The sequence below is a fragment of the Acidovorax sp. genome (genome assembly GCF_046291265.1).
Taxonomy (GTDB): domain Bacteria; phylum Pseudomonadota; class Gammaproteobacteria; order Burkholderiales; family Burkholderiaceae_C; genus Acidovorax.
On sequence record NZ_JBKBTV010000002.1, the window covers coordinates 120,421 to 139,987 of the forward strand.

Annotated in this window: 18 protein-coding genes; 8 read left to right on the forward strand and 10 right to left on the reverse strand. The window is 65.4% G+C overall.

Annotated elements, in window-relative coordinates; all coding sequences use genetic code 11:
• Positions 1 to 46: 46 nt before the first annotated feature.
• The 7 genes from ACK41V_RS01485 (at position 47) to ACK41V_RS01515 (ending at position 5,854) form a co-directional block, all read left to right on the forward strand.
• On the forward strand, positions 47 to 793 hold the full coding sequence (locus ACK41V_RS01485; protein WP_409776800.1) for a sugar phosphate isomerase/epimerase family protein: 747 nt from the start codon (positions 47 to 49) through the stop codon (positions 791 to 793).
• The gene (locus ACK41V_RS01490; protein ID WP_409776802.1) at positions 790 to 1,740 is read left to right on the forward strand and encodes a sugar kinase; all 951 of its coding nucleotides are present in this window, start codon (positions 790 to 792) and stop codon (positions 1,738 to 1,740) included. The genes ACK41V_RS01485 and ACK41V_RS01490 overlap by 4 nt, the downstream gene beginning before the upstream one ends.
• A complete protein-coding gene (locus ACK41V_RS01495; protein WP_409776805.1) occupies positions 1,737 to 2,756 on the forward strand; it encodes a 2-hydroxyacid dehydrogenase in 1,020 nt (339 codons plus the stop codon). Before ACK41V_RS01490 ends, ACK41V_RS01495 begins: the two co-directional genes overlap by 4 nt.
• Positions 2,753 to 3,817 (forward strand): LacI family DNA-binding transcriptional regulator, encoded by a 1,065-nt coding sequence (locus ACK41V_RS01500; RefSeq protein ID WP_409776808.1) that lies wholly within the window; start codon positions 2,753 to 2,755, stop codon positions 3,815 to 3,817. The genes ACK41V_RS01495 and ACK41V_RS01500 overlap by 4 nt, the downstream gene beginning before the upstream one ends.
• A gap of 138 nt (positions 3,818 to 3,955) precedes the next feature.
• A complete protein-coding gene (locus ACK41V_RS01505) occupies positions 3,956 to 4,660 on the forward strand; it encodes an HAD family hydrolase (protein ID WP_409776811.1) in 705 nt (234 codons plus the stop codon).
• A gap of 139 nt (positions 4,661 to 4,799) precedes the next feature.
• Positions 4,800 to 5,645 carry a DUF2189 domain-containing protein gene (locus ACK41V_RS01510; RefSeq protein ID WP_409776814.1) on the forward strand — a complete coding sequence of 282 codons (846 nt, stop codon included), beginning with the start codon at positions 4,800 to 4,802 and terminating at the stop codon, positions 5,643 to 5,645.
• A complete protein-coding gene (locus ACK41V_RS01515) occupies positions 5,642 to 5,854 on the forward strand; it encodes a DUF2788 domain-containing protein (RefSeq protein ID WP_409776817.1) in 213 nt (70 codons plus the stop codon). The genes ACK41V_RS01510 and ACK41V_RS01515 overlap by 4 nt, the downstream gene beginning before the upstream one ends.
• Positions 5,855 to 6,046: 192 nt before the next feature.
• Here the strand turns inward: ACK41V_RS01515 and ACK41V_RS01520 are convergent, their stop codons facing one another.
• From ACK41V_RS01520 to hpnD, 7 genes are all read right to left on the reverse strand, one after another.
• The gene (locus tag ACK41V_RS01520; protein ID WP_409776819.1) at positions 6,047 to 7,081 is read right to left on the reverse strand and encodes a Bug family tripartite tricarboxylate transporter substrate binding protein; all 1,035 of its coding nucleotides are present in this window, start codon (positions 7,079 to 7,081) and stop codon (positions 6,047 to 6,049) included.
• 38 nt (positions 7,082 to 7,119) lie between these two features.
• A complete protein-coding gene (locus ACK41V_RS01525) occupies positions 7,120 to 8,517 on the reverse strand; it encodes a sensor histidine kinase (protein WP_409776920.1) in 1,398 nt (465 codons plus the stop codon).
• A gap of 132 nt (positions 8,518 to 8,649) precedes the next feature.
• Positions 8,650 to 9,333, reverse strand: a complete 684-nt coding sequence (locus ACK41V_RS01530) for a response regulator (RefSeq protein WP_409776822.1) — start codon at positions 9,331 to 9,333, stop codon at positions 8,650 to 8,652.
• 147 nt (positions 9,334 to 9,480) lie between these two features.
• A complete protein-coding gene (locus tag ACK41V_RS01535) occupies positions 9,481 to 10,494 on the reverse strand; it encodes a Bug family tripartite tricarboxylate transporter substrate binding protein (RefSeq protein ID WP_409776825.1) in 1,014 nt (337 codons plus the stop codon).
• A 131-nt stretch (positions 10,495 to 10,625) separates the two neighbouring features.
• Positions 10,626 to 11,942: a hydroxysqualene dehydroxylase HpnE gene (gene hpnE / locus ACK41V_RS01540; RefSeq protein WP_409776923.1), complete on the reverse strand. Its 1,317-nt coding sequence runs from the start codon at positions 11,940 to 11,942 to the stop codon at positions 10,626 to 10,628.
• A gap of 5 nt (positions 11,943 to 11,947) precedes the next feature.
• Positions 11,948 to 12,700 (reverse strand): hypothetical protein, encoded by a 753-nt coding sequence (locus ACK41V_RS01545; RefSeq protein WP_409776827.1) that lies wholly within the window; start codon positions 12,698 to 12,700, stop codon positions 11,948 to 11,950.
• 32 nt (positions 12,701 to 12,732) lie between these two features.
• Entirely contained in the window at positions 12,733 to 13,572 is an 840-nt protein-coding gene (gene hpnD / locus ACK41V_RS01550; RefSeq protein WP_409776830.1) for a presqualene diphosphate synthase HpnD, read from the reverse strand.
• Positions 13,573 to 14,483: 911 nt separating this feature from the next.
• Between hpnD and ACK41V_RS01555 the strand changes: the two genes are divergently transcribed.
• Complete coding sequence (locus tag ACK41V_RS01555; protein WP_409776833.1) at positions 14,484 to 15,185, forward strand: hypothetical protein; 702 nt, start codon at positions 14,484 to 14,486, stop codon at positions 15,183 to 15,185.
• 789 nt (positions 15,186 to 15,974) lie between these two features.
• Here the strand turns inward: ACK41V_RS01555 and ACK41V_RS01560 are convergent.
• The 3 genes from ACK41V_RS01560 to hpnC all read right to left on the reverse strand — a co-directional run bounded on the left by ACK41V_RS01560 (position 15,975) and on the right by hpnC (position 19,439).
• Entirely contained in the window at positions 15,975 to 17,375 is a 1,401-nt protein-coding gene (locus ACK41V_RS01560) for an L-serine ammonia-lyase (RefSeq protein WP_409776836.1), read from the reverse strand.
• A 10-nt stretch (positions 17,376 to 17,385) separates the two neighbouring features.
• Positions 17,386 to 18,138, reverse strand: coding sequence for a hypothetical protein (locus ACK41V_RS01565; RefSeq protein WP_409776838.1), 753 nt, complete (start codon positions 18,136 to 18,138; stop codon positions 17,386 to 17,388).
• Positions 18,139 to 18,461: 323 nt separating this feature from the next.
• Positions 18,462 to 19,439, reverse strand: a complete 978-nt coding sequence (gene hpnC / locus ACK41V_RS01570) for a squalene synthase HpnC (protein ID WP_409776841.1) — start codon at positions 19,437 to 19,439, stop codon at positions 18,462 to 18,464.
• Positions 19,440 to 19,567: the final 128 nt, after the last annotated feature.

Consider the following 19,567-nt stretch of genomic DNA (forward strand, 5'->3'; position numbering starts at 1 on the left):
TGAGCGTGCTGTTGAAGGGCCTCTTCACGGGGCCTGAAAGAAAAACATGAAGGTATTGATTTCGTTGTCCTCCTTTGGCGCGGCTGAAACCGCGCGCCACGGGCAGTGGTGGTGCACCGAACTGGGTCGCCAGGCGGGTGCCGATGGCGTGGAAGTGCGCGGCGAGCTGCTGCGTGATGCGGCCACAGAGCTGCCCGCGCTGGCGGGCCTGGCTGCGGTGTATTCCAGCCCCGAGGGGCTGTGGACCGCACAGGGCCAACTTGATGAAGCGGCCCTGGCGCGTGGCTTGCACGCAGCACAGGTGTTGCAGGCACCGCGGCTGAAGATGGCCATTGGTGGCTTTGGTCCGCAGTCGCGGGCATCGCTGACCCAGCTCAAGGCACTGCTTGACGCTGCGCCACAGGTAGAGCTGGTGATCGAGAACGACCAGACACCCACCGCAGGCACGCTGCCTGCCATGCAGGCCTTTTTTGCGGCCCAGGCGCAGGCGGGCCTGGACCTGGGCATGACCTTCGACATGGGCAACTGGCACTGGCAGGGCGAATGCCCGTTGCAGGCCGCGCAGGCCTTGGCGCCGTATGTGCGCTACGTGCACTGCAAGGGCGTGCAGCGCCTGCCGGGCAAATGGGTAGCCGTGCCGCTGGGTGAATCGGTAGCGCCCTGGCGCGCCGTGCTGCGCGCACTGCCCGCCGATGTGCCACACGCCATTGAGTACCCCCTGATCGGCGATGACCTGGTGGCCGTGACGCGTGACCAGGTGGCTTTCATTCGCGCCGCGCGGGAGGTCGCATGACCGAGCCTGCTTTCGATGTAGCACTGTTTGGTGAGGCCATGCTGCTGCTGGTCGCCAACGAGCCTGGCCCGCTGGAGAACGCCACGGGGTTTCACAAACGCACGGCCGGGGCTGAGACCAATGTGGCGATTGGCCTGGCTCGCCTGGGACTGAAGGTCGGCTGGGCCAGCCGCCTGGGCACCGATTCCATGGGCCGCGCTTTGCTGGGCGCCATGCAGGGCGAGGGCATTGACTGCTCGCACGTGGTGTGTGATGCCACGCAGCGCACCGGTTTCCAGTTCAAAGAGCGAGTGACCGATGGCCGTGACCCGCAGGTGGAATACCACCGCAAGGGTTCGGCCGCCAGCCAGATGGCGCCTGCGGATGTGGATGAAGTCTGGCTGCGTTCAGCACGCCACCTGCATGCCACCGGCGTGTTTGCGGCCATTTCGGACACCAGCCTGCAGGCCGCTATCCGCACGCTGGAGGTCATGCGTGCGGCGGGCCGCACCATTTCGTTTGATCCCAATTTGCGGCCGACACTGTGGTCATCGCCCGAAACCATGCGCCACTGGATCAACACCCTGGCCACCTACGCCGACTGGGTGCTGCCGGGCATGGAAGAGGGCGTATTCCTGACCGGTGAAACCACCCCCGAGGGCGTGGCGCGGTTCTACCGGGAACGCGGCGCCAAACTGGTGGTGGTCAAGCTCGGCGCTGAGGGTGCTTATTACGACAGCGACACACAAGGCACCGGCCACGTGCCCGGTGTGCCGGTGGCGCAAGTGGTGGACACCGTGGGCGCAGGCGACGGGTTTGCGGTGGGCGTGATCAGCGCCTTGCTGGCGGGGCTGCCCGTGCAAGCGGCCGTGCGCCGGGGCGCCTGGATTGGCGCGCGTGCCGTGCAGGTGCTGGGCGATACCGAAGGCCTGCCAAACCAAGCCCAGTTGCTGGAGGCCGGGCTGTGACCCTGTCTGATCAGCCGCACGGCACCGATGCCGAGCGCAAGCAGGTGCTGGTGTTTCGTGCGCTGCCGCCCGACCAGCTCGCGCGGCTGCAGGCCGTGCACGACGTGACCGTGGCCGACCCGCGCAAGCCCGAAGAACGCGCTCTTTTTGATGCCGCGCTGGCGCAGGCACAAGGATTGATTGGCTCTAGCTTTCCGGTGGATGCCGCCTTGCTGGCCCGCGCGCCGCGGCTGGAGGTGGTGTCCAGCGTTTCCGTGGGCGTGGACAACTACGCGCTGGACGCGCTGCAGGCGCGTGGCATTCTGCTGTGCCACACCCCCGGGGTGCTCGATGAAACGGTGGCAGACTCCGTGTTTGCCTTGCTCATGGCCACCAGCCGCCGGGTGGTGGAGCTGTCGCAACTCGTGCGCGAAGGCCGTTGGAGCAAGAACATTGGAGAGGACCTGTTTGGCAGCGATGTCCATGGCAAAACGTTGGGCCTGCTCGGATTTGGCCGCATCGGCCAGGCCATTGCGCGCCGTGCAGCGCTGGGTTTTGGCATGCCGGTGATCTACCACGCCCGCAGGCCGGTGGACCTGGCCGCCCACGCGCCCGAACTACAAGGCAAGGCCGCGCATGTGCCGCTGCCCCGCTTGCTGGCGCAGTCGGACTTCGTGGTGGCGATGCTGCCCTTGTCTGACAGCACACGGAACATGGTCAATGCCGATCTTTTTGCGGCCATGAAACCCGGTGCCATTTTTATCAACGGCGGCCGGGGCGCCACGGTGGTCGAACAAGACCTGTTGCACGCGTTGGACCATGGCACGCTGCGCGCGGCGGGGCTCGATGTGTTCGCCATCGAGCCGCTGCCGCTGGCGTCGCCCCTGCGTACCCACCCGCGTGTCACGCCGCTGCCCCACATCGGTTCGGCCACGCACGACACACGCCATGCCATGGCGGCATTGGCCACCACCAATCTGCTGCAGGCCCTGGCGGGCCAGCGCCCCGCAGCGGTGTACGACGCAGCGCAGGCATGAGCGATCTGCCCGCAGCGCCCCGCGCCCGCTCCACCATTGCCGATGTTGCGGCAGAGGCGGGTGTTTCCAAGGCCACGGTGTCGCGGTTTTTCAACCACCGTGAACGCCTGCTCAGCCCCGACATCGCCGCCCGTGTGGAGGCCGCCATCGCCAAGCTGGCCTATGTGCCCAGCCCCATGGCGCAGGCGTTGAGCCACGGGCGCTCGCGGCTGATTGGCCTGGTGGTGGCCGACATCACCAATCCCTATTCGGTGGCCGTGCTGCGCGGCGCCGAGAAGGTCTGCCAAGAGGCGGGCTACCTGGTGATGCTGTTCAACCTGGGCAACGACCGCGAGCGCGAACGCGCTGCCATCGACGCCCTGGCCAGCTACCAGGTGGACGGCTTCATCCTCAACACCCTGGGGCAGGGGGAGGGGCTGGCGGATGTGAACACCCTGCATGGCAAACCCGCCGTGCTGGTCGACCGGCGCCACACCGGCCTGGCGGCGGACTTTGTCTCGCTCGACAACGAAGGCGCCATGCAGGGCGCCTGCGCCCACCTGGTGGAGCAAGGGTGGCAGCGCCTGCTTTACATCACCCAGCCACTGCTCGGTGTGAGTTCGCGCATGGAGCGCACGGCGGCGTTTCGCGCTTTTGTGGCCGCACAAGGCCGGGGCGTGCGCGGCGAGGTGCTGGAGCTTGCGGCAGAGCAAAGCGACGAGGTGCTGGACCAGGCCCTTGCGCGCTGGCGCCAAAAAGCAAAGCCGGGTGAGCGCTGCGCAGTGGTCGCTGGCAATTCAGTGGTCACACTGCGCGTGGCGGCGGCCGTGTCGCGGGTGGGCTGGACCTTTGGACAGGAGCTGGGGTTTGTAGGGTTTGACGACCCCGAATGGGCGCCGCTGATCCGACCCGGGCTGAGCACCGTGGCGCAGCCCACTGACGCCATTGGCCACCGCGCCGCGCAGTGCTTGCTGGAGCGGCTCGGCGGACTGCAAGGTCCTGTGCGCGAAAGCCTGCTGCCGGGGCGGCTTATCGTGCGCGGGTCATCGCTGGGCCTGCCACCGCCCAAGGCGCCGGGCTGACCCTTTGTCGGTGGGTGCATTGGCCCGTTGGTGCAGGGGGTGCTGCGGTATGCTTTGCGGCTGCCGCCCAGCGTTCTGCAGGGCCGTGCAGCCCGTCTGCTCCATCTTCCCCCGTGCTGTTTTTTCAGGTGCGCCCTTGTGCTGAATCCCTCCCTGGACATCTCCCGCGTTCGCGCCATTTCCATTGATCTGGACGACACCCTATGGCCCATCTGGCCGACCATCACGCGGGCCGAAGCGGTGTTGCTGGACTGGCTCACGCACCACGCGCCCGCCACGGCAGCATTGTTCTCCAACACCGAGGCGCTGCGGGCCATCCGCAACCAGATGGTCACGCTGCGGCCCGATCTGCAAAGCGACTTGAGCGCCTTGCGGCGTGAGTCCATCCGCCTCGCGCTCACGCAGGCGGGCGACGAGCCCACGCTGGCTGAACCCGCCTTTGACCTGTTCTTCGCCGAGCGCCAGCGTGTGGACCTTTTTGAAGACGCCCACGACACGCTGGCATTTTTGTCGGCACGCTACCCAGTGATTGCCTTGTCCAACGGCAATGCCGACGTACACCGCATTGGCATCGGCCATTACTTTCGGGCCAGCATCAGCGCATCGGTGTTCGGCGTGGCCAAGCCCGATGTGCGCATTTTTCATGCCGCGGCCGACGCAGCGCAGGTGCAGCCGCACGAGGTACTGCACGTGGGTGACGACGCGACGCTGGATGCCCAGGGTGCGCTGGATGCGGGCATGCAGGCGGTGTGGATCAACACCGCCAACCATCCCTGGCCGCATGCGGCACTGCCCCACGCCACGGTGGGTAACCTCACCGCTTTGCGCCAGTTGTTCTCGTAGCGTGCTGGCGCCTACTTCTACTTAGTCGGCAATGTTTGGGGCTGCTCAGTCCCATTTTTCTTGTCTCAGATCAAGACTTTGCGGTTGCCGTGGCCCGCGCGCTTGATCGCTCAGGGCGATGGGGCCACACTTTGGCACCATGCCCCGTAACCCACCTGTTCTGCCCGCGGTTCGCACCATTGGATTTCTGCAGCCTCTGCATTGGCTGAAGCTGGGCTGGCGTGACATGCGCTGTGCGGGCTGGATCAGCGTTGTGCACGGCCTGGCTTTGGCGCTGTTGGGTGCGGCCATCATGGCGGTCGCACACCACCGGTTCTGGCTGTTGGCGGGTGCTTTGTCCGGCTTTCTGGTGGTGGCGCCGGTGCTGGCCACCAGTTTTTATGCGCTGAGCCGCGCGTTGGAGCGCGGGGAGCCCGCTACCTTGAGCGTGGTGCTCAAAACCTGGTTCAACTGGCAAAACAGCCACGTCAGCAAATGGGGCAACGACTACTGGTGCATGGTGCAGTTTGGCGCCTTGCTGGCACTGGCCGCGACGGGGTGGGTGATGACCTCGGCAGCACTCATCACTTTGCTCGCGCCCGTGCCCATTGAGACGCCGTCAGATTTTTTGCGGCATGTGGTGCTGGCACGCGAAGGCTGGCTGTTTGAGATCTGGCTGGCACTGGGCAGCCTCATGGCCGCGCCGATTTTTGCATCGAGCGTGGTCGCCATGCCGCTGCTGCTCGACCGCCGCGCCACGCTGTTGCAAGCAGTGCTGGCCAGCTGGCAGGTGGTGCTGGGCAACCCGCTGCCCCTGGCGTTCTGGGCGGCGCTCATCCTGGGGCTCACCTTGCTGGGGCTGGGGTCGTTGATGCTGGGGCTGATTGTCGTGATGCCGGTGTTGGGCCATGCCAGCTGGCATGCCTATCGCGATTTGACCGATGCCTCCAACTTGCCCCAGCGGGATTCTGCGGCCCCTGCAGTCACCAGGGGAGGCGCGCCGTGATCTTCGGCTTCACCGAGGCGCAGATCTCGGGCTTCTTCCTCACCTACGGGGTGGGTGCGTTCATCCTGTACATGTTGTTCATCATTGGACAGCTGGCGTGGGAGTCCAAGGCGGGGCGTTTTGGCACCTTTGTGCTGTTTCTGGGCCTGGGCGTGGGGTTCCTGGGGTTTATCGCCAAGGTGGTGATCCAGTGGTGGCTTGAGAAATAGCGCTTCAGGACCGTTCAGGCAATTTGCGAGGTCGCCTGCACCGTGCGCACTTTTTATCCCCCCGAGGTTGGCAACTACCCCGAAATGGCCGCCCTGTGAAGGTCCTTGGATGATTGATTCTGGAGGGCAACTTGTGGTGTTGCGGGTGCTGACGGCGCCTTTGAGAAAGCACATGCCCTACTACAGATCAGCTCAGCGCGGCCAGGATCGCAGCCCCAGCTCCTGGGCCAGTTGGCGATAGTCGCTCAGGCTGCGCTGCACAAAGTCTTCCAACGCTGTACCGGTGCGTGCAAATGGGTACAACCCATGTTGGCTGCACAGTGCTGCGTAGCCGGGTGCCACCAATGCCTCGGCAAAAGCAGCCACCCAGGCGCGCGCGGCGGCGTCGGGGGTGCTGGCCGCCATATACAGACCGCGCACTGTGGGCCAGACCAGGTCGATACCTTGCTCTCGTGCCGTGGGCAGGTCGGCCAAGGCGTCTGGCAGCCGGGCCTCCGACAGCACTGCCAGAAAACGCAGAGGCGCCCCCTTGTCCAAAGCCTGCCGTGCTTCGGCCGCGTCGCCCGTGAAGACGCCGATGTGGCCGCCGCGCAGCGCTTTCAGGGCCTCGCCGCCGCCTTCGAACGAGACAAAACGCATGCGTTTGGGGTCCTGCCCTGCGGAGCGCGTCAACAGCGCGGCTTTCATCCAGTCCTGGCTGCCCAGCGTGCCACCCGCGCCAAACACCACGCGGGCCGGGTCCTTGCGCAGCGCGGCCACTACGTCCTGCAGGCGCTGGTGGGGTGCATCGCGGTGCACCGCCACCACGCCGTAGTCGGTGCCCAGGGTGGCGATCCAGCGCACGGCGCTCACCGGGTGCGGCCCGAAGCGGCCTTGTGCGATGTTGAGCAGCGAGCCGCTGGAGAAAGCCACCAGCGTGCCCGGCCCGCCCAGACGTCCGGTGGCCACCTGGTCAAACGCCACGGCGCCGATGCCGCCCGGAAGGTAGCGCGTGCTCAGCGGCGGCCGGGTGGGGCGCACTGCCTGCACGGCTTTTGTGGCAAGGCCACAGGTCAGGTCGAACCCGCCACCGGGGCGTGAAGGGGCGACACATTCGGCCGCCTCGGTGGAGGCGTCGGCTGCCTGCGCAACGGGCCACCAGGCGGAGGTCGACGCAGCGGCCAGGACCCGCAGGGCTTGCCGGCGTGGGCTGCTGTTTGGATCAGACAGATTGGAGGTGGGGCGCATGGGATGTGCTGTGTTCGGGGCAGTGTTAGATCAGAACCTCAGGGACGTGGCCACCACAGGATGGCCAGCAGGCCGGGACCACCCGCACGGTCTTCCAGCCGCAGGGTGCCCCGGTGCCGTTCGGCGATGGACCGCGCAATCGCCAGGCCCAGGCCCGACCCGCCCGCAGCCGCCTGCGACCCGCGCCGGTAGCGCTGGCCCAGCGCATCGCGCTCGCTGGCGGGCAGGCCGGGGCCGTTGTCTTCCACGCTGACGCTCCAGCCCAGGCCGTCGCCCGCAGCCGATACGGTGACCGTGCCGTGCGCGGGTGTGTAGGCAATCGCGTTGGCCGCCAGGTTGGTCAACGCCTCGCGCAGCAGGCCGCTGTCGGCCACGGCCATGAACTCCGGCGTGGGGGTGTGGATGCCAAAGTCGATCTGCCGCGCGCGGGCGCGGGGCAGCAGCTCCAGTGCCACGGTGCGCAGCAGGGCGGCCAAGTCGAAAGGGGCCAGTTCCACCGCCGCAGTGTCGCTGCGGCCCAATGCCAGCAGCTGTTGCGTGCTGCGGGTGGCGCGCGCGATCTCGCCGCCAATGGCATCCAGCGTGTGTTGCACCTGGGTCGGATCGGCCTCGCGCCGTGCGTAGTCGATCTGCATTTGCAGCGTGGTGAGGTGGGTGCGCAGCTGGTGCGAGGCATCGTCCAGAAACTGCCGCTGCTGCGCCACCAGGTCCTGCGTGCGCGCCATCTGCTGGTTGGCGGCGGCCACCAGCGGGCGGATGTCGGCGGGCAGGTCGGTGTCGGCCATGGGGGTCATGTCGTCGGGGCTGCGCGCCTGCACCTCTCGCGCCAGACGCGCCAGGGGGCGCAGCGCCACGGCCAGGGTGGCGGCGGTGCCCAGCACCATCAGCGCCAGCACCAAGCCGTCGCGCAGCGCAGCCCGGCGCACAAACCGGTGGGTAAACTCCTGCCGCGAGCGGGTGCTTTCAGCCACCTGCACCAGCACGCTGCTCGCACCGGAGTCCGGGGTTGCACCTTCCACAGCACGGCGGTAGGCGGCCAGCCGCACGGATTCGCCGAAGTAGGTGGCGTCGTAGAAGCGGGGCACGCCCGGCTCCAGCAGGCCGGGCGGCAAGGGCAGGTCGGCGTTGCCCAGCTCCACCAGCCCATCGGACGAAGCCACTCGGAAGTACACATTGCCACTGGCCGTGAGTTCAAAAAATTCGAGCATGGTGTAGGGCAGCTCGGCCGACAGGCCACCCGATGCCGTGGAGATGTTGGCATCGATGGATTTGAGTGCTCCCAGCAGCGAGCGGTCGTAGGCCGCGTTGGCCGCCTCCAGTGCATCGTGCCGCGTCATCCACAGCTCCACGCCGGTGACCACGGCCAGCAGCGGCAGCAGCAGCATGGCCAGCAGCCGCCACAGGCTGGCGCGGCGCAGGCGCTGCATCAAAAGCATGGCAGCGGACTCCGCCGCAAAGAATAGTGCGCGGCCCTGAACATGCGCGTGGCCCACGCCAGTGCCACCGTGGAACTGGCTTTGCCAGGCCACGGGTGGCGTCCCCCCTCAGGGGGGAAGACGCGCAGCGTCTCAGGGGGGAGCCACGTCACTTGATTCAAGGGCATAGCCCAGGCCGCGCAGCGTGGTGATGCGCACACCGCTGCCATCGAGCCGCTTGCGCAGGCGGTGCACAAACACCTCCACCGCCTCGGGGTGCACGTCTTCGTCGCCCACGAACACGCGGTCCAGGATCTGCTGCTTGGAGAACGGCTCGCCGCTGCGCTGCACCAGAACGCGCAGCACGGCATGCTCGCGCGGTGAAAGTGCCAGCGGCTCGCCGCGCAGCGTGAACTGCTTGCGCGCGTTGTCGTACACCAGCGCGCCACAGGCCAGGCGCGGGTGCTCGTTGCCGCGCGCGCGGCGCACCAGGGCGTGCAGGCGGGCCTCCAGCTCGGCCAGCTCAAACGGTTTGGCCAGAAAATCATCGGCCCCGGCGTTGAGCGAGCGTACGCGCTCGTCCAGCGAGTCGCGCGCGGTCAGGATCAGCGCGGGCAGGCGCTGGTCCCGGTCGCGCAGGCGCTGCAGCACGGCCTGGCCGTCCAGCCCAGGCAGGCCCAGGTCCAGCACCAACGCGTCGTAGTTGTCGTGCTGCTGCAGCGCGTGGTCGGCCAGGCGCCCGTCGTTGACCCATTCCACCTGGATGCCCGCGTGCTCCAGCGCCCGGCTGAGCCAGGTGCCCAGGCTGTGTTCGTCTTCGGCCAGGAGGATGCGCATGGGGGATGCTACTGCCATTGTTCGATGGCACGGCTGCGTTCGCTTGCCATCACCGCTGTCCGATGAAGTCGGCCCGTTCCCGCGTCAGAGCCACCGGTAGGTTTCACCGTTGCGGGAAGGCGCCACAGGCGACTCAACAGGTTTTCATCAGTCTGGCTTCACCTTGGCCCGCAGCAACACCTTTTGCCAGCGCGCCTGTTCGGAGGCGATGAATTTTGCGAATTCCGCTGGTGTGCTGCCAATGGCTTCCGCCGCATCGGCGTTCAGGCGCTTGAGCGAGTCGGGCGCTTTCACCGCCTTGGCGGCTTCGATGGCCAGCTTGTCTAGGTGCTCCTTGGGCAGCGTGGACGGGGCCAGCATGCCGTACCACTGCGTCATCTCAAAGCCCGGAAAGCCTTGTTCGGCCACGGTGGGCACGTCGGGTAGCTGCGGCAGCCGCTGGATCGAACCCGTGGCAATGCAGCGCACCTTGCCCGACTTGATGAGCGGCAGCATGGCGGCGGCGCCCACCGCTGCGGCGTCAAGCCTGCCCGACATCAGGTCGGTCGTCATGGGGCCGGTGCCTCGGTAGGGCACGTGCAGTATGAAGATCTCGGACGTCATCTTGAGGTATTCAAACGCCAAGTGACCCGCGCTGCCATTGCCCGCCGAGCCATAGCTGAGCTTGGCGGGGTTCTTCTTGGCGTAGGCGATGAACTCCTTGAGGTTCTTGGCGGGCACATCGGGGTGCACCACGTACAGGCTGGGCACCTTGGCCAGCAGGCTCACGGGTTTGAAGTCCTTGGTGGCGTCGTAGGGCAGCTTGTCGAAGATGTAGGGGTTGACGGCCAGCGTGCCGATGTGGCCTAGGATCAGCGTGTGCTGGTCGTCGGCGCGGGCCACTTCGGACATGGCGATGTTGCCTGCCGCACCGGGTTTGTTTTCCACATACACGCTCTGGCCCAGGGTCTTGCTCAGTTCGGCCGCCGTGGAGCGCGCCACGATCTCGGAGCTGCCGCCCGGTGCAAAGGGCACGACAAAGCGGATGGACTTGGCGGGCCACGCGGCCTGGGCCGAAGCCAGGCCGGGCAACAGACCGCCCAGCGCCAGGGCGCCGCTGGCCCCCAGCAGGTGGCGGCGGGTGGGGTGCAAAAGAGCGGAAAGGGTGGGGTCGATAGGCATGCTTGTCTCCGTAAAAGCCGTGGGGGCATTAGCGGATGCCATGGTGTGCGCCGCGTGCTTTCGGAATGCTGTCAGTCGGCCTGGGGTTTTCCCGATGTCACTGGCGCTGCCTGGGCGCGTTGCCCGATGGGTCAGAACCGGGCCGCCACCGCTGTGCCGCAGAGCACGGCGCCTTCCAGCGTGGCGGGGTAGGGGCCATCCACATAGTCGCCGCAGGCGGTCAGCCCTGGCAGCACCTGCATGCCGGGGCGCTGCAGGCCGGGGGTGCAGGCAAAGGTGGCGCGCTTTTCGACCACCGTTTGCACCGGCTGCAGTGCCGAAATGCCCAGCTGGGTGGCGGCCTGCTGCAGCACCTGCTGTTCAATCTGCGAGCGGTCCCCGTCACTGGCGCTGACCACAAAGGCCAGCAGGCCGTGCGTGCCATCGAGCTGGCCTCGGTCGAACACAAACTGCGCGGGGTGTTCGGCCGTATTGCGCAACGCCAGCATGGGCAACGGCAGGCGCGCGCCGGGGGCATGGGCATAGACGGTGGTGATGGCCTCAAAGCGCAATGCACTGGCCTGGGCACTCCAGGGGCTGGCGCTGGCCAACCCGGCAGTGCCAGCCAGGCCCGCTACCAGCCGGCTCGCCTCCCACGACGGGCAGGCCAGGGTGATGTGGTCAAAGACTTCGTGGGTACCGTCTGCTCCGTTGGTGGGGCCACTCGCGCACACCACCTGCCAGCGCCCGCCCGGCTGCGGTTGCAGCCGCTGCACCCGTTGCCCGGTGACCACCTGGCCGCCGTTCTGCTGGACCCAACGGGCCGCAGGTTCGGGGAAAAGCGCGCCCAGGTCGGTGCGTGGCAGCAGCAGGTTGGAGCCGCCGCGCCCGCTGAACAGGCTGTCTTGCAGCACCCGCAGAAACACCTGCCCGCTGGCCTGCGCTGCCGGGGTGTTGAGGGCCGACACACACAGCGGGTCAATGAACTCGGCCATCAGCCGCGGCGTGAGCGTGGCGCACAACTGCGCCACCGAAATCCGGGATGCGCAGCGAAAGCCGCGCAGCTGCCAACCGGTGGCTGTGCGCAGCAGTGCCATCTTGTCGGCCCAGCCCCAGCCCTTGGCACGGACGATGCCCAGCAGGGCGTCCAGCGGTGGCGGCAGGTCGGGCAGCTGCAGTCCCTGACCGTCGGGAAACTGCAGCGTGAGCGGCAAACGCAGCAGGGCGGTGTCAGGGTCCATGCCCACCAGCCGCATCAGCCGCAGGCATTCGGCATACGCACCGATCAGGATGTGCTGGCCGTTGTCCAGTGTGGCGGAAGTGCCATCCGGCAGCGTGGCCTCTACGGCCCGCGCGCGCCCACCCACGGTGCGCGCGGCTTCGAACACGGTGACCTGGCGGCCCGCCTGCGTGTGCGCAATGGCGGCAGCCATGCCCGCCCAGCCTGCGCCGATCACGGCGACCTGCATGCGGCTCATGCCTTGGTGGCTTTGCACTGGGCCTGCATATCGGCAGACGCCTTGCGCAGGGCCGGGTCGGCGCAGCGTTGCCGGAGTTCGCTTTGGGCAGCCCGATTGCCAGCGCTGGCAGCATGGGCGAGCAACCGCAGGGCGTGCAGGCTGATCTCTGCGCCCGCACTGGCGCTTGTACCAGCGGCTGCCGGTGTTGTTGCGGTTGCGGTTGTCGCTGGCGCTGCTGTGGCGGCAGGGCCCAGGGTTTTGGGCGCTGCGTGGGCCGAGGGCAGGCGCTCTGCCACCGTAAAGTCCCCCGTCTTGCCCGCCTGCGCCACCATGCGGTGGTACAGGTCCATCATGTGTGCCGTATCTGTGGCGGTGAGGCTGGCCGCGGGCTTGGCCAAGTACATCGCAACCTCTGGGGGCAGGGCCGCATTGACGCTGCTTGCCAGCGCGCCACTGCCCGGCGGCACCGCACCATCCACCGCAGCCGCTTTGCCGCCCACACGCGCTGCGTCGTCGGCCAGCGTGGCGGCGCCAGCTGCCGCACCCACACCCGCGGTTTTGCCCGCAGTGCCTGCCGCCGCCTTGCCTGCACCGCTGGCCGCCTTGCCCAGAAGCCCCAGGAAAGCATGCGCGGGCAGGGCGGCGCCCGCCAGTGCCAGCGCCATCAGAACCACTAGGGCTGCGGCTGCCATGCGCTGCAGAGGCAGCACGCGGCTTACCGTGGGCTGGGTGCCAGGGCGGTACGCGGGCAATAGGGAAAAGGCCATGGGTGTGGGCGTGAGGGGTGTGGATTGCGCGGTTACATGCGCCCCAGCGCCTGCACCTTCCACGCCAGCCAGAACTTGCGCAGCGGCGTCAGGCGGATGCGCTGGTGCAGCACCTGAAAGTTCTCGTGCTCGATCTCGCGCAGCAAGGTGCGGTAGATGCTGGCCATCATCAGGCCTGGCTTTTGCGCGCGGCGGTCGGCGTCAGGCAGCAGGGCCAGAGCCTCGTCGTACAAGCGGTGCGCGCGCTCGGCCTGAAACCGCATCAGCGCCGTGAACCGGTCGGAATACGTGCGCTTCAAGATCTCATGCGCTTTCACGTCAAACTGCTGCAGTTCGCTCACCGGCAGGTAAATGCGGCCCAGCATGGCGTCTTCGCCCACGTCGCGGATGATGTTGGTGAGCTGGAACGCCAGGCCCAGCGTGTGCGCGTATTGGGTGGTGCGCTCATCAGTCTGACCAAAGATGCGCGCAGTGACCTCGCCCACGATGCCCGCCACCAGATGGCAGTAGCCTTTGAGGCCTGCAAAGTCGAGATAACGCGTTTGCTCCAGGTCCATCTGGCAGCCGTCGATCACGGCCTGCAGATGGCGCTGCTCAATGCCGTAGTCGGCGGTGTGCGGCATCAGAGCCAGCATTACGGGGTGGGTCGGCTGGCCCGCGTAGGCCTTAGCAACCTCGGCCTGCCACCAGGCCAGCTTGGTGCGGGCCACGCCGGGGTCCGTCACTTCGTCCACCACATCGTCCACCTCGCGGCAGAACGCATAGAACGCCGTGATAGCCGCGCGGCGCGGCGCTGGCAAAAAGAGAAAGGCGTAATAAAAGCTGCTGCCGGAGGCCACGGCTTTTTGCTGTACGTACTGCTGCGGTGTCATGGGGCGGAATTGTCCCATGGCCCGCCGTGCCCGGCGGGGTGAGCGGATTTGAAGTGTTTTTGGGCTCTAGCGCTTATTGGATAAGCGCTGATAGCTATTGTTTTTATAGTTTTGGTGGTGCGAGCCGCCGGATGCCTGGCCACATCTGCTGCCGCCTGATGTTCGGCTGCGGCGCCTGATGCTGCCGATCCTCGCCGAAGCACATTAGCGAAATTCATCCGCTTTGCGCCCTAAGTCGCCGTTGGAAAAAACTACCCCAAAGCTGCCGTTGGGTCACTACCCGCTGGCTTGCCGTCCAAACCTCGCTGCCTCAGTGCCCGGTGCTTGCCAACTGGCAAGCTATATATAGTTAGAAGCTCATAACGGAGAGCCTCGCAGTGACAAGCATCGGAAACGGCGTTCGAGTTGCCTTGTTGGTTGGATGGACGGTGCTAGCGTTGGCTGCGCTATTGCCCCCATCCATGCCAGTGCCCGTTTCGGTTCACGTTCAGGCTGCTATCTTTGTGCTCCTCGTTGCCGTACTGGTGGTGGTTGCAGTGCTCGAGCCTCAACGGTTCACGTGGACCGTGTCTATGAGCTTGCACTTGCGCATGTGTCTCGTACTGATGGTTGTTGCCAGCTCAATGTTTCGCGGACGCATCGACTACGGGTACTTCGTCGCAGGCCTTCTGATATCTATCGCGCTCGGCATCGCAGTCGGCCTTTCCCTGAGAACTTCCAGAACACTGGGGGAAAATCGTGACAATGAGCTCTAAATTGTCAATCGAGCGGAGATTAACAGGCAAGCCTGCTATTCCCGCTCATGGTAAACGTTAGCCATCGCAGAATTAATTTGAGATATGGATTTTTCGCGCTTTTGATTAATAAAAGCAAGGCGTAAATCCGACAGTTACCAAAATATCAAGGAAATCATGCTCTGTCAAATTTGGAAACCGCTGGTTGGAGTGTTGTTTGGTTTGAGCATGCTTCAACTTTCAGGTTGCGCATCGGTTCCGTCCGAACTTCGAAATGAAAAAGAAATCACGGTCGTATATCGGCAAAACGCGCTGCCTGTCGGGGTCCACCTCATCACGGGTGCCGGCGTGTCTCTGGGTCTAGTGGGGGCTGCAATAGATGAAGCAACAAAAGAGAAAAATGAGGCTAACCAAGCACGTTTCGCGGCCATAAATTCTCCTGAAAATAGGGAGCAATTGTTCGCACTGTTTAAAAAATCCTTTGCAGAGGCTCTAAAAATCAGAGGCTTACCATCGATTGAGGTGCCTTCTCTTGGAGGGGAACGGCTGGATGCTAGGACACATATTCCTTCGTTTGATCGAAAATCCATAACAACAAGATGGGTGATTCAGATCGATGAAGTGGTTATTAGATATAACGCCAGCAGTATGTTCTCCAATTACCAGCCATGGGTTTGGATAAAATTTGCATTGTTCGATATGGAGGATAATGCGTTGACACCAATCGTACCCTTGACTCCGGCGAATTTCGGAAACGAGAAATATCATTACAAGAACGCCGATGCATTGGCGGCCGCACGTACGGCGGAGCTTCTTACTGGATTGCAACTTACGGTAAAGGCAGCTGCGTTAGATACTTCTCAGCGAGTCCGACCTTAATTTAAAAGATTCGGATGTCGCTTTGAAAGGCGATAGTTAACCGGTTGCTCGAGCCAACGTCCGTCGGCAAGCCTCCGTCAGCGACTCAGCAACATTGTTGAGCGTCCGCTTTCAGCCGTCCTCACTGGCTGCTCCTGGCCGAGTTCGGCCTCACGGCTCGGCTGATTGTGCTGGCACACGGGGTCCGACGCGAACATGGGACACGGCACGCTACTCCAAGATAAGCGCGACGCCGCCAACGATACATGCCAGTCCGCAAGCACAGAAGACGAGCCCCATGAGCGAGGCAAGCGACGAGCCTTGAATGAGCCACCTCGTTCTTGCGCGAAGCTCAAGATGCTCAGGTAGTTCGGGAGCGCCAGCACCATAAACCCGCTCCGCTATCTCACGGCTGGAGAGGTGCTTTGTCTTGATCGTGCCGAAGGCATCCCACCCCATCCAGAGCAATGCAGCACCGAAGCCCATCCAGACCCATCCCGTCGGTACTCCCCTCAAGTCAATGTTTGCTTTTAGCCCCAAACGCCAAGTATCCCAGCGGAGTCGCTGTGTGGGCTCCATTGCAGATATGTGCGCGGGGTAGCGTAAATATTGGTACGGTCTTCAAATTTGATAGCTGCTAGCGCTTATGAAATAAGCGCTAGCGCGTGTTTTGGCTTGATTTTCGTTTTGCAAGGTGGCTCATCCGCCAACCGTTCGGGCTGAGCCTGCCGAAGCCGGGGCGCATCTGGGCAGCCCTTCTACGGGCTCAGGGCGAACGGAGAGGCCAAGGCTGACGGCGCTCGGGTTCCCTCAACACTCCACCACATTCACCGCCAACCCCCCGCGCGATGTCTCCTTGTATTTGCTCTTCATGTCCGCGCCGGTCTGCATCATGGTCTTGATGACCTTGTCGAGCGACACCACGTGCTGGCCGTCGCCACGCAGTGCCATGCGGGCGGCGTTGATCGCCTTGATGGCGCCCATCGCGTTGCGTTCGATGCAGGGAATCTGCACCAGCCCGCCCACGGGGTCGCAGGTCATGCCCAGGTTGTGCTCCATGCCGATCTCGGCGGCGTTCTCGATCTGCTCGGGGCTGCCGCCCATCACGGCTGCCAGCGCGCCTGCGGCCATGGAGCAGGCCACTCCGACCTCGCCCTGGCAGCCCACCTCGGCGCCGGACAGGGACGCGTTCTCTTTGTAGATGATGCCGATGGCGCCTGCAGTGAGCAAAAAGGTGGCGATGCCGTCCTCGTCCGCACCGGGCAAGAAGTTCACGTAGTACTGCAGCACGGCCGGGATCACGCCCGCGGCGCCGTTGGTGGGGGCGGTCACCACGCGGCCACCGGCGGCGTTTTCTTCGTTGACGGCCATGGCGTACAGGTTTACCCAGTCCATCATCGACAGCGGGTCGCGCTGGGCGGCTTCGGACTGGGTGGTCAGGCTTTTGTGCAGGTCGGCCGCGCGGCGGCGCACGTTCATGGGGCCGGGCAGGGTGCCTGTGCTGGCGCAACCGCGCAACACGGCGCCCGCCATGGTGTGCCAGATGGCCAACAGCTGGCGGCGCAGCTCGGTGGGGCTGCGCCAGTGCTGCTCGTTGGCGGCCATGAGTTGCGCGGGGGTGAGGCCGGTGGCCTGGCACTGGGCCAGCAACTCAGCCCCGGTGCGGAAGTGATGGGGCAAGCCCTGGGCGTGACCTGCAGCGCCTGGCTGCGCGTGTGCGGCTGCGTTGAGCACGCGCTCGCCCGCCGCATCAATCACAAAACCGCCGCCCACCGAGAAGTACTCGCGCGCCGCGATCTCGGCGCCCTGCGCGTCAAACGCATGAAGCGCCATGCCGTTGGGGTGCAGCGGCAGGCTTTTGCGGCGAAACAGCAGGTGCTCCTTTTCGACAAACGGCACCAGGTGCTCGCCCAGCAGCGCCAGCTTTTGCCGGGTGCGGATGTCTGCAATCGCGGGGGTGATCTGGTCGGGGTCGATGCGATCAGGCTCATGCCCCGCCAAGCCCAGCAGCACCGCCTTGTCGGTACCGTGGCCGACGCCAGTGGCCGAGAGCGATCCAAACAGCTCCACGGTGACTTGGTGCACGGCGGCCAGGCCCAGCGTGTCGCGCAAATGGCAGGCAAACTGCCGCGCGGCAATCATGGGGCCCACGGTGTGGGAGCTGGACGGGCCGATGCCAATCTTGAAGAGGTCGAAAACGCTGACGGACATGGTGGGGCTCTCAGGGGCGGCGCATTGGGTGGGCCGAGGGGTGGGGGCGGGAGGGCGGGTTGGCCCGCTGCGACAGATGCGATTTCAGGGCGAACGTGGCACCGATCAATGCCAGCCAGCCCAGCAGCACATCCCAGAACCCCATCACCAGCCACACCGGCGCCAGCAGGGGCCCCGCCAGGGGGATGAAGTAGAGGGACAGCCGGGGCGTCCAAAAGCCGGGGGCTTTCATGCAGGGCGATGAGAAGGGGTCGAACGTGCCGGGCGAGCAGCCCAGGCTTTCCATGATGGCCCGCGCGTTCTGGTTGCCCACAATGGGCACGCCCAGTGCCAGGCAGAACACGATGAACCCTGCCAACAGCAGCCAGAAGGTTCCAGTCACGCTCCAGCGCAGTACGTCAGCCTGTGTGGCGTTGATGCGGCGCGGCAGCCATTGCTGCAACAGCGCAGCCGCTGCGGCGGGGTGGCGGTCTGCCCAGCGTGCGGCCACCAGCGCCAGCCCCCACACCAGCAGCAGTCCCCAGAAGTGGGTCAGCAGCACAAAAGGGTAGTCGACGATGCTGCCCGCAGACAGAAAAGGCGTCAGCCGCACCGCAATCGGGTTGGTGAGCCACGAGCACGAGCGCAGTGCGGGGTCGGCGTGGGGTTGGCACTGCAGCACGTCCAGCACCCGCTCTGCGGCCACGCCCCCGACGATGGAAAAGACCAGGCAGAAAAGGATGAGCCCCCACTGGAGGGTTTTGAAAAGTTGTCTGGCAGTCAAACGGATAGCCCTCCTGGCCCGCCACGGGTAGCGGTTGCGGATGTTGTTGTTGTTGTTGTTATATGTATCGGGCCTTGTAGGCTCGGGCGGCTGGTTCCCCGCAATGGGCGCAAGACTAGCCTGCTGCAAAGACGGTGCCATGCGCGCTATCCCTGCCTTGCCACTGCTTCGGGGCGTGTCCATGCGCCGCCGAAAGCGATGGAATGCTTAGAAATTGATAGCTACTAGCGCTTGATGAATAAGCGCTAGAGGCCAATTTGGCTTGAAATTCATGACCCAGGCCCAGGCGGATGTCAGCGCGCCTTGTGGCCCATGAATCTTTCTTACATCACCAGCGCGCGGCCCAGCATCACGCACCAGTCCCACGCATGCAGGCGCGGGCGGGTGTGCAGGCTGCCGCCTTTAAGGGCATCGACCTTGTCCAGAATGCGCAGGCCGCCTTGCACGACCAAGCGCAGCTCCCACCCCGCGCGGCCTGGCAGGCGGTGCACCAGGGGCGCGCCGGTTTGCATGCTGGCGCGGGCCCAGCGGGCACAGCCGGTGATGAGGCGGATGTTCTCGGGGGTGTTGCGCAGGGCCAGCAACTCCGCCTGGCAGGCGCCGTGGGCGGCGCAGTCGGCGCGGGGCAGGTAGTGGCGGCCGCGGGGGATGTCCACGGAGAGGTCCTGCCAGAAGTTGATGAGCTGCAGCGCGGTGCAGATGGCGTCGCTTTCTTGCAGCGCTTTCGCGTCCGTCACGCCATACAGATGCAGCAGCAGGCGGCCCACGGGGTTGGCGGAGCGGCGGCAGTAGTCGAGCAGCTCGTCCCGGTCGGCGTAGCCCTCGGCGTCGCGGGTTTTTTCGACGTCCTGGGCGAACGCGCTGAGCAGGTCGGCCAGCAACGGCACAGGCAACTGGTGGCTGCGCAGCACCGCTTGCAGCGGCACAAACACGCTGGCCCAGCGGGGTGAGGGCGGCTGGCCCTGGGCGACGGCCATCAGGTCGGCGTGGTAGTCGGCCAGGTCGGCCAGGCGGGTGGCGGCCGGGGCGTCGCCTTCATCGGCAATGTCGTCGGCCGTGCGGGCAAAGCCGTAGATGGCCGCGATGGGCTGGCGCAGGTGCGGGGGGCACAGCACCGATGCGACGGGAAAGTTTTCGTAATGGGTGACAGGAGCGGCCAATGTGGCAGCGCCATGTTGGGGTGGCTGTGGCGCGGAAGTTGCGGCGGCTGGGGCGGCTGCGGGCGGTACTTCGGGTGTAGGGGGGCGGGGTCGGTCGTTCACACCCCGGATTGTCGCTTGACAAGGCGGGGGGCTTCTCATAGATTACTAACCGGTCAGTCAGTAATCAAAAAAGCCAATTCAATCAGGGACAAGGAGGCTGACCTTACAGCGCAGGCATTCGTGCCTGCGTTTTGCGTGCAGCCCCTGCAGCTTCCTTGTAGCCCTTC

Bases quoted from the DNA above. Each gene is read 5' to 3' on its own strand.
- ACK41V_RS01485 (WP_409776800.1), top strand. From the start codon at position 47: ATGAAGGTATTGATTTCGTTGTCCTCCTTTGGCGCGGCTGAAACCGCG.
- ACK41V_RS01490 (WP_409776802.1), top strand. From the start codon at position 790: ATGACCGAGCCTGCTTTCGATGTAGCACTGTTTGGTGAGGCCATGCTG.
- ACK41V_RS01500 (WP_409776808.1), top strand. From the start codon at position 2,753: ATGAGCGATCTGCCCGCAGCGCCCCGCGCCCGCTCCACCATTGCCGAT.
- ACK41V_RS01510 (WP_409776814.1), top strand. From the start codon at position 4,800: ATGCCCCGTAACCCACCTGTTCTGCCCGCGGTTCGCACCATTGGATTT.
- ACK41V_RS01520 (WP_409776819.1), bottom strand. From the start codon at position 7,081: ATGCGCCCCACCTCCAATCTGTCTGATCCAAACAGCAGCCCACGCCGG.
- ACK41V_RS01525 (WP_409776920.1), bottom strand. From the start codon at position 8,517: ATGCTTTTGATGCAGCGCCTGCGCCGCGCCAGCCTGTGGCGGCTGCTG.
- ACK41V_RS01530 (WP_409776822.1), bottom strand. From the start codon at position 9,333: ATGCGCATCCTCCTGGCCGAAGACGAACACAGCCTGGGCACCTGGCTC.
- ACK41V_RS01535 (WP_409776825.1), bottom strand. From the start codon at position 10,494: ATGCCTATCGACCCCACCCTTTCCGCTCTTTTGCACCCCACCCGCCGC.
- hpnE (WP_409776923.1), bottom strand. From the start codon at position 11,942: ATGCAGGTCGCCGTGATCGGCGCAGGCTGGGCGGGCATGGCTGCCGCC.
- ACK41V_RS01545 (WP_409776827.1), bottom strand. From the start codon at position 12,700: ATGGCCTTTTCCCTATTGCCCGCGTACCGCCCTGGCACCCAGCCCACG.
- hpnD (WP_409776830.1), bottom strand. From the start codon at position 13,572: ATGACACCGCAGCAGTACGTACAGCAAAAAGCCGTGGCCTCCGGCAGC.
- ACK41V_RS01555 (WP_409776833.1), top strand. From the start codon at position 14,484: ATGCTCTGTCAAATTTGGAAACCGCTGGTTGGAGTGTTGTTTGGTTTG.
- ACK41V_RS01560 (WP_409776836.1), bottom strand. From the start codon at position 17,375: ATGTCCGTCAGCGTTTTCGACCTCTTCAAGATTGGCATCGGCCCGTCC.
- hpnC (WP_409776841.1), bottom strand. From the start codon at position 19,439: ATGAGAAGCCCCCCGCCTTGTCAAGCGACAATCCGGGGTGTGAACGAC.